Raw genomic sequence first — 7907 nt, 5'->3', positions numbered from 1 at the left:
TGGTGGATGCCTTGGCATGCACAGGCGATGAAGGACGTGATACGCTGCGATAAGCTACGGGGAGGTGCGAATACCCTTTGATCCGTAGATTTCCGAATGGGGAAACCCACCTAAGGTACTTGGAAAATCAGAGTAGCAGAGCGATCTGCTACTGTGGTTTCCAAGTATCGATAATAGGTAACTTATCCTGAATACATAGGGATAAAGTGGCGAACGCGGGGAACTGAAACATCTAAGTACCCGTAGGAAAGGACATCAACCGAGACTCCGGAAGTAGTGGCGAGCGAACCCGGACCAGGCCAGTGGCGATTGAGAGACAAGCGGAACCTTCTGGAAAGTAGGGCCATAGTGGGTGACAGCCCCGTACGCGTAATGCGATCAATCGTCCTCGAGTAAGGCGGGACACGTGAAATCCTGTCTGAAATTGGGAGGACCACCTTCCAAGCCTAAGTACTCGTGCATGACCGATAGCGAACTAGTACCGTGAGGGAAAGGTGAAAAGCACCCCGACAAGGGGAGTGAAAGAGTACCTGAAACCGATTGCCTACAAACAGTGGGAGCCCGCAAGGGTCACCACGTACCTTTTGTATAATGGGTCAGCGACTTAGTGTGACGAGCAAGCTTAAACCGCTAGGTGTAGGCGCAGCGAAAGCGAGTCTGAACAGGGCGTTCAGTTCGTCGCATTAGACCCGAAACCGAGTGATCTAGCCATGAGCAGGTTGAAGGTAAGGTAACACTTACTGGAGGACCGAACCCATAACTGTTGCAATAGTTCGGGATGACTTGTGGCTAGGGGTGAAAGGCCAATCAAACTCGGAAATAGCTGGTTCTCCGCGAAATCTATTTAGGTAGAGCGTCGACCGAATACCCCAGGGGGTAGAGCACTGGATGGGCTAGGGGTCCTCACCGGATTACCAAACCTAACCAAACTCCGAATACCTGGGAGTACTAGTCGGCAGACACACGGCGGGTGCTAACGTCCGTCGTGAAAAGGGAAACAACCCTGACCTACAGCTAAGGTCCCCAAGTTATGGCTAAGTGGGAAAGGATGTGAGGATCCCAAAACAACCAGGATGTTGGCTTAGAAGCAGCCATCATTTAAAGAAAGCGTAACAGCTCACTGGTCTAAATAAGGGTCTTTGCGCCGAAAATGTAACGGGGCTAAAGCCATACACCGAAGCTTAGGGTTTGGTCCGCAAGGGCCAAGCGGTAGCGGAGCGTTCTGTAAGCTGACGAAGCCATACCCGTGAGGGGTGGTGGAGGTATCAGAAGTGCGAATGCTGACATGAGTAACGTAAGGGGAGTGAGAGACTCCCCCGCCGAAAGACCAAGGGTTCCTGCTTAAAGCTAATCTGAGCAGGGTTAGCCGGCCCCTAAGACGAGGCGGAAACGCGTAGTCGATGGGAACCACGTTAATATTCGTGGGCTTGGAGGTAGTGACGGATCGCACAAGTTGTCCAATCTTATCGGATTGAACGGGCAGCGGAGCGGTTCCAGGAAATAGCTCCTCCTTATAAACCGTACCCGAAACCGACACTGGTGGTCAGGTAGAGTATACCAAGGCGCTTGAGAGAACTATGCTGAAGGAACTCGGCAAATTGCACGCGTAACTTCGGAAGAAGCGTGACCCTTTTCTACGCAAGTAGAGGAGGGTGGCACAGACCAGGGGGTAGCGACTGTTTATCAAAAACACAGGGCTCTGCGAAGTCGCAAGACGACGTATAGGGTCTGACGCCTGCCCGGTGCTGGAAGGTTAAGAGGAGGGGTGCAAGCTCTGAATCGAAGCCCCAGTAAACGGCGGCCGTAACTATAACGGTCCTAAGGTAGCGAAATTCCTTGTCGGGTAAGTTCCGACCTGCACGAATGGCGTAACGACTTCCCCGCTGTCTCCAGCATAGACTCAGTGAAATTGAATTCCCCGTGAAGATGCGGGGTTCCTGCGGTTAGACGGAAAGACCCCGTGCACCTTTACTATAGCTTTACATTGGCATTCGTAGTGGCATGTGTAGGATAGGTGGTAGGCTTTGAAACCTGGGCGCCAGCTCAGGTGGAGCCACCCTTGAAATACCACCCTTATTACTATGGATGTCTAACCGCGGCCCGTTATCCGGGTCCGGGACAATGTATGGTGGGTAGTTTGACTGGGGCGGTCGCCTCCTAAAGAGTAACGGAGGCGCGCGATGGTGGGCTCAGAACGGTCGGAAATCGTTCGCTGAGTGCAATGGCATAAGCCTGCCTGACTGCGAGACTGACAAGTCGAGCAGAGACGAAAGTCGGTCATAGTGATCCGGTGGTCCCGCGTGGAAGGGCCATCGCTCAACGGATAAAAGGTACGCCGGGGATAACAGGCTGATGACCCCAAGAGTCCATATCGACGGGGTTGTTTGGCACCTCGATGTCGACTCATCGCATCCTGGGGCTGGAGCAGGTCCCAAGGGTATGGCTGTTCGCCATTTAAAGCGGTACGTGAGTTGGGTTCAGAACGTCGTGAGACAGTTCGGTCCCTATCTGCCGTGGGTGTAGGAATATTGAAAGGATCTGTCCCTAGTACGAGAGGACCGGGATGGACGGATCTCTGGTGGACCTGTTGTGGCGCCAGCCGCATAGCAGGGTAGCTATATCCGGACGGGATAACCGCTGAAGGCATCTAAGCGGGAAACCCACCTTAAAACGAGTATTCCCTGAGAACCGTGGAAGACGACCACGTTGATAGGCCGGGTGTGGAAGAGCGGCAACGCTTGAAGCTTACCGGTACTAATAGTTCGATCGGCTTGATCGTTCTCATTCCTTATGCTCATCGTGAACACGATGATCTGACCAGCGCTCACGCATGAGCGGCCCTTACAGGGCCTATGCTCCGCGAGGGCGCCGGAAAACCGGCGACGCGCAGTCGCGCTTGCGGACTTTGTCCGTTAGCTAGACACAAACGTCGCCTTGGCACGAAAAAACAGCTTCTCGATATAACGTGCGTTTTGCCGACCTGGTGGTTATGGCGGAGCGGCTGCACCCGATCCCATTCCGAACTCGGCCGTGAAACGCTCCAGCGCTGATGGTACTTCGTCTCAAGACGCGGGAGAGTAGGTCGCTGCCAGGTCTGCAAAACGCACGTTGAACTCTCATCCGCAAACCGGATGAAACTGAATCTTCTCTCTACGAAAAGGCCCGCCAAGGGATCACGGGCCGCGCAAGCGGCCCTTTCATTTGGTCAGCCATATACCTATCTGTAAGCCATCCTGTTCATAGGCCCAGGCTTACGTCCAGATAAGCAAGCAAACGCTTGCTTCAGATCCGGAGCAGGCAAGAGCTTGCCCTGGAGAGTCCGGAGCAAGCAAGAGCTTGCCCTGGAGGTGACGCGGGGTGGAGCAGCCCGGTAGCTCGTCAGGCTCATAACCTGAAGGTCACAGGTTCAAATCCTGTCCCCGCAACCAACAAAAAAAGCCCGCTTCACGCGGGCTTTTTGCGTTCGGACCGTGATCGATGGCCGCGACCGGCTATTCAACGATCGAGGAGGGCAGCAAGGCTGGCGTGCTCGACTTTATTGACAGGTCCGCGAACCGGGGGGTGATGCCGCCTCGGCGCATTTCGGCGAGAGCTACACGTCGAGCATTGGGAGTTCGCCAGCCCGTCATGGCAAGCGATCTGCACGACAACAGCATGATTCGAGCGGCGGAGAGATCGTCGTACGAAGGCGCGAACCGTTGATTTAAACAACCCGCGCCTTGCCGAAGCTTTTCGTCGCGAGCCGCGTCAGCCAGCTCGCCGCAATGACGCCTGGAAGACCAGCGAGGTCCAGCTGTTGCTCGAGGCGAGATGGCAATAGAGCAGCGCAAGCGCGCCGGATTTCCTGAGATCGAGAAACGCCTCGTCGCTCAATTTGTTGAAGGCCGGCTCGTCGATCACCTGAAAGTCGGTGAGGTTGAGGGTCTCGCCGCCCTCCAGCGTCACCTTGCTCTGCCGCGGCGCGAACAGGCCGTGCGCGTCGATCTTGTCGATCATGGCGCGAGTCGCATTGAAGTCGGTCTGGAACTGGCTGCAGAAGGCGAGCGCCTGCTTCGAGGCCTCGGCCGGCTCGTTGCCGTCGAAGAAGGGCGCGATCTCGTCGCTGTCCTTGGACGAAGGCATCTGCTCGACGACGCGTTCGCTGGCACGGTCGATGCACAACGTCAGGCGGCCGGTCGTTTTCGATTCATCGGCGAGGATGAAGGGGTAACGGCGGACATAGGCGGGAATGTAATGCGGCTCCGCCCATTTGCCGTCGGCGCCTACGAACAGGTTCTGGTCCTGGCGCAGACCGGTGATGATGACAGGCGCCTTGGCGTCGCCAATGAAAACGATCGGATAGGAGCGCATCGCCGCCGGCATTTCCGATGCGACGACGGGGATGGCGTGCGCGGTGCGGGCAAAGGAGAAATCGGCCCGCGCCGTAAGGCCGAGTGAGCCGTGCCGCAGCGGATTGAGCGCCTCGGGTTTTTTGTAGAACAGCGGCAGCGCGTTGGTCGCGGTGCTTCCGGCCGGGGCCGTGTCTGTTTTCGCGTCAGTCATCCCTAGTGTTCTCCTCTTATACCATTCCGGTTTAGGCCAGTGGCTGCCGGTGCGCAACGCGTTGACGGCTGCTTCACCCTACGTGGCCAAGATAAATCTATCTGTTTGTTTGATCGTGCTCTTTTGTACTTCTGGAGATCGAGCTCTATAGACAGCACGCCATGAAGCGGCGAGATTGGCTGACGGGATAGACATCTCAAGAGAGCCGTCTGAAAGACAGACGAACCAGGGCAGGCGCATGGCATCGCTTTCGGATTTCGAGCAGGGGCAGAGCTTTTCCGTCGAAGCCGGCGGTCAGACGCTCACGATGGAACTGAGCGCGGTGCAGCCCATTGCCAACAGCCCGCGCGACGGCGGTGGCTTCACGCTGCTGTTCAGGGGGCCGCGCGACGCGGCGCTGCCGCAGGCTATCTATCGGTTCAACGGCAAAAGCGGCGCCCATGAGATCTTCATCGTGCCGATCGCTGCCGATGAGGCAGGGCGGCTTTACGAGGCGGTATTCAACTGATTTTTTCGACCGGATCGGCCACGGGGACGCTCCGGCCATCAGGGCGATTTGGCAGCGCGGCGGCTCGACATATGATCGACTATATCGAGATTGCGGACGTATTTGACGGAGCGGCGTGTAGCGCACTGTGCGCGGAAATTCGGGCGGCCTTGGGCCGTCCGGCCGGCCTGCTGGGGCGTGCCGACCAGAAGATGGCATGGCCGGAGATCCGAAAGACCGTGCGCGCCGATGTTTCGCAGGCCACTGAAGAGCGAGTGAGTGCCCTGTTGGCGCAGCAGAAGGCGGCTCTGGAGCGGCATTTCGGGCTGCTGCTCGGCCAGGTCGAGAAACCTCAGTTCCTTCGCTATCGGCAAGGCGATTTCTTTGTGCCGCACCAGGATGGCAACACGCCGCTCATTCACGACGAGTCGCGGTTCCGAAAGATCTCGGTGGTGATCTTTCTCAACCGTCAATCGGACAACCCTTCGCCAGAAAGCTATGCAGGCGGCTCGCTGGTCCTGCATGGGCCTTACAGCGGCCCGGACCTGCGCATTGCCATGCCGGCATTGCCGGGCTCTCTCGTCGCCTTTCGCTCGGAAACGACGCATGAAGTCACCCCGGTCACGTGCAACGAACGTTTCACCATCGTCTCCTGGTATCGCGGCACGTGACGACCGGCACGGCCCTTACGGCGAACGGATCATCAGGTCGTAGACGCCCTTGTCCTCGGCAACGGTGAAGCCGAGGCGCTTGTAGAGCCGCCGCGCTGGATTGTTCTTCTCGACATGGATCGAGACCGACTTGCCGACGGCGGCGGCCTCATCGATGAGATCGGCGAGCAACGCACCGCCAGACCCCTTGCCGCGATGCGCCGGCAGGAAGGCGATATCTATGATGCAATGCTCGCTCGCCGAGCGCTCGATATACAGGCGACCGATATCTTGCCTTGCCTGCTCGATCACCAGCCAGTCGGCGTTGGGATAGTATTTCTGGTAATGCGCGTGCTGCGCTTGAAACTGCATGTCGAGGAACGCCGTTTTCTGCGCGTCGCTCCACGGCGTGACGGCAAGTTCTTCGGCGCGGGTCGAGGCGTAGAGCGCCGACAGGAACGGCAGATCGGCGTCCGCCATCGGGCGGAACGTCAGATCAATCCGCGCCGCGCGCACCCAGCAAAATATAACAGGCCCGTTGTCCACAATCGGAAGCTGGATCATGGAGTGGCGCTTACGGACGCGCCGGATAAACGCCTTGCATGGCAATGATGAACGTCATCGCCAGATAGGGAGGCAGGTTGTTGTGAGGCAACGTACTGCCCGTTATGCTCAGTGCCTGGGGGTCCATCTGGACCAGATTTTGCGAAGTGTTGTTCTGATAAAGCGTTCCGCCCCCCGACTTCCCCAGAACAACCGCATCGGTAAGAGTTCCCTGGGCGCCACTCTCGGTGGATATCGCGACAAAATGATTATGTTGCGGCATTTCCGTTTGCAGAAGGGTGACGGACGTTTCGCCACCCGTCTCGCCGAGAAACCGCTCCGACAAGCCATTGCCCTGTCCTTGCCCCATGGGCGCGGAGCCAGCCATATTCGGCAACGCGAAGGTCGACTTGCCGTCGCCGCCGTAAACTGTGCCCAGCAGCGAAAACAGCGCCGTATTCTGCGAGATTGGCAGGAGCTGGCCATCGCAGGTCGCCCACCCCGTCGGGGCGAAATCTCCGGCAAAAATTCGAATTTCGGCGACGAACGGATTGGTCATGGCAAGTCTCTAGCTTTGCTGGGGGAAGATGCCAAATAGCGAGATGATGAAACTGACGGCGAGGAACGGCACCATATTGTCGTGAGGCTGGCTGCCGCCGGCCGGCGAAATGGCTCCGGCGGCCATGTTGCCATCAGGTGCGATACCCACATAGGGCGTCAGCAGGCTCGATGTCGCCAGGACACCGCCGGACGGACCCGGATTCTTGGCGATATTCGACGAACCGGTCCAGGTATGGGAATGGTTCGGCATTTGTTGGGTTGAAACAGTGACGGATTCGACCCCGCCCAGTTCTCCGATGATATAGGTCTGGCTGACCAGCGGGCCCTTGCCAGCATGGACGGGGATGCGGGATGCGAGGTTGGGCAGGGCGAATGTTTCCTCCCCGTCGCCGCCATAAGTCGTACCGATCAGATTGAACAAAGTTTCGTTCTCGGAGATCGGCATCAACTGGCCTTGGCAGAACGCCCAGCCATTCGGAGGGAAATTGCCACCGAACATCCTGATCTCGCCGACAAAAGGTTGGCTCATCGAAGCGTCCTCTTAATTTCGCGACGGGAATATGCCTTGCAGGGCAATGATGAAATTCAAGACGAGATAGGGCGATCTGTTCTCATGCGGCTGGCCGCCACCGACGAAAGTGATGTTTTCCTTCGCCATAGCCACCGCGCTGCCAGGCGGCTGATAGATCGGGCTGGCGTTCGCCCCCAACAGCGCGCCGGATGGATTGTTGACGTTGCCGGCAGTGTTCGATGCGTTGACGAAATGGTTGTGTGTCGGCATTTCGCCGAGCGTGAGCGTGTGAAACTCTTCGCCGCCCTGGCCGCCGACAATTGCACCGATAGGGCCGCCCGTATGAACCGGCGCACGTCCCCTCATATCCGGAAGGGCAAAATTTGTCTGGCCGTTGCCGCCGTACCTGGTGCCAAGAAGTGAGAACAATGGCTGGTTCTGGTTAAGCGGCAACAACTGGCCGTTACAAAATGCCCAGCCGCGCGGTGCATAGTTCCAGGAAATGATCTTGACTTCACCTAAATAAGGCTCACTCATCCCCGTCCCTCCGTTGGCCGCTTACTGTCTGAATTCTTGTATTATGCCTAAGTAAGACAACAAGTCGATATCAGAT

General features: G+C 57.5%; 7 protein-coding genes, 1 tRNA gene and 2 rRNA genes (1 of these 10 cut by a window edge). 5 read left to right on the top strand and 5 right to left on the bottom strand.

What is annotated here, in order from left to right; all coding sequences use genetic code 11:
- From NLY44_RS18380 to NLY44_RS18370, 3 genes are all read left to right on the top strand, one after another.
- Positions 1 to 2779: ribosomal RNA gene (locus NLY44_RS18380) — 23S ribosomal RNA — on the top strand (it extends 22 nt beyond the left edge of the window).
- A gap of 200 nt (positions 2780 to 2979) precedes the next feature.
- A 5S ribosomal RNA gene (gene rrf, locus NLY44_RS18375) occupies positions 2980 to 3094 on the top strand.
- Positions 3095 to 3351: 257 nt separating this feature from the next.
- Positions 3352 to 3428: transfer RNA gene (locus NLY44_RS18370), tRNA-Met, on the top strand.
- Between the two features lie 319 nt (positions 3429 to 3747).
- Here the strand turns inward: NLY44_RS18370 and NLY44_RS18365 are convergent.
- Positions 3748 to 4542, bottom strand: a complete 795-nt coding sequence (locus NLY44_RS18365; protein ID WP_023685704.1) for a SapC family protein — start codon at positions 4540 to 4542, stop codon at positions 3748 to 3750.
- A gap of 238 nt (positions 4543 to 4780) precedes the next feature.
- Here NLY44_RS18365 and NLY44_RS18360 point away from each other — a divergent pair, with 238 nt between their 5' ends.
- Together NLY44_RS18360 and NLY44_RS18355 are read left to right on the top strand one after the other, a co-directional pair.
- A complete protein-coding gene (locus NLY44_RS18360; protein WP_023672960.1) occupies positions 4781 to 5050 on the top strand; it encodes a DUF6916 family protein in 270 nt (89 codons plus the stop codon).
- A gap of 71 nt (positions 5051 to 5121) precedes the next feature.
- The gene (locus NLY44_RS18355) at positions 5122 to 5700 is read left to right on the top strand and encodes a 2OG-Fe(II) oxygenase (protein ID WP_023686663.1); all 579 of its coding nucleotides are present in this window, start codon (positions 5122 to 5124) and stop codon (positions 5698 to 5700) included.
- A 15-nt stretch (positions 5701 to 5715) separates the two neighbouring features.
- Here NLY44_RS18355 and NLY44_RS18350 read toward each other — a convergent pair whose 3' ends face one another.
- The 4 genes from NLY44_RS18350 to NLY44_RS18335 are packed head-to-tail and all read right to left on the bottom strand — an operon-like array spanning position 5716 to position 7831.
- Positions 5716 to 6243: a GNAT family N-acetyltransferase gene (locus tag NLY44_RS18350; protein ID WP_023833000.1), complete on the bottom strand. Its 528-nt coding sequence runs from the start codon at positions 6241 to 6243 to the stop codon at positions 5716 to 5718.
- A gap of 10 nt (positions 6244 to 6253) precedes the next feature.
- Positions 6254 to 6781: a phage tail protein gene (locus NLY44_RS18345; protein ID WP_023686661.1), complete on the bottom strand. Its 528-nt coding sequence runs from the start codon at positions 6779 to 6781 to the stop codon at positions 6254 to 6256.
- 9 nt (positions 6782 to 6790) lie between these two features.
- Positions 6791 to 7312 carry a phage tail protein gene (locus NLY44_RS18340; RefSeq protein WP_023672956.1) on the bottom strand — a complete coding sequence of 174 codons (522 nt, stop codon included), beginning with the start codon at positions 7310 to 7312 and terminating at the stop codon, positions 6791 to 6793.
- 12 nt (positions 7313 to 7324) lie between these two features.
- Positions 7325 to 7831, bottom strand: coding sequence for a phage tail protein (locus NLY44_RS18335; protein WP_023672955.1), 507 nt, complete (start codon positions 7829 to 7831; stop codon positions 7325 to 7327).
- Positions 7832 to 7907 lie beyond the last annotated feature (76 nt).

Source organism: Mesorhizobium sp. C089B, from assembly GCF_030323125.1.
In the GTDB taxonomy this organism is placed as follows: Bacteria; Pseudomonadota; Alphaproteobacteria; order Rhizobiales; family Rhizobiaceae; genus Mesorhizobium.
This window is presented reverse-complemented; position numbering and strand designations above follow the sequence as displayed.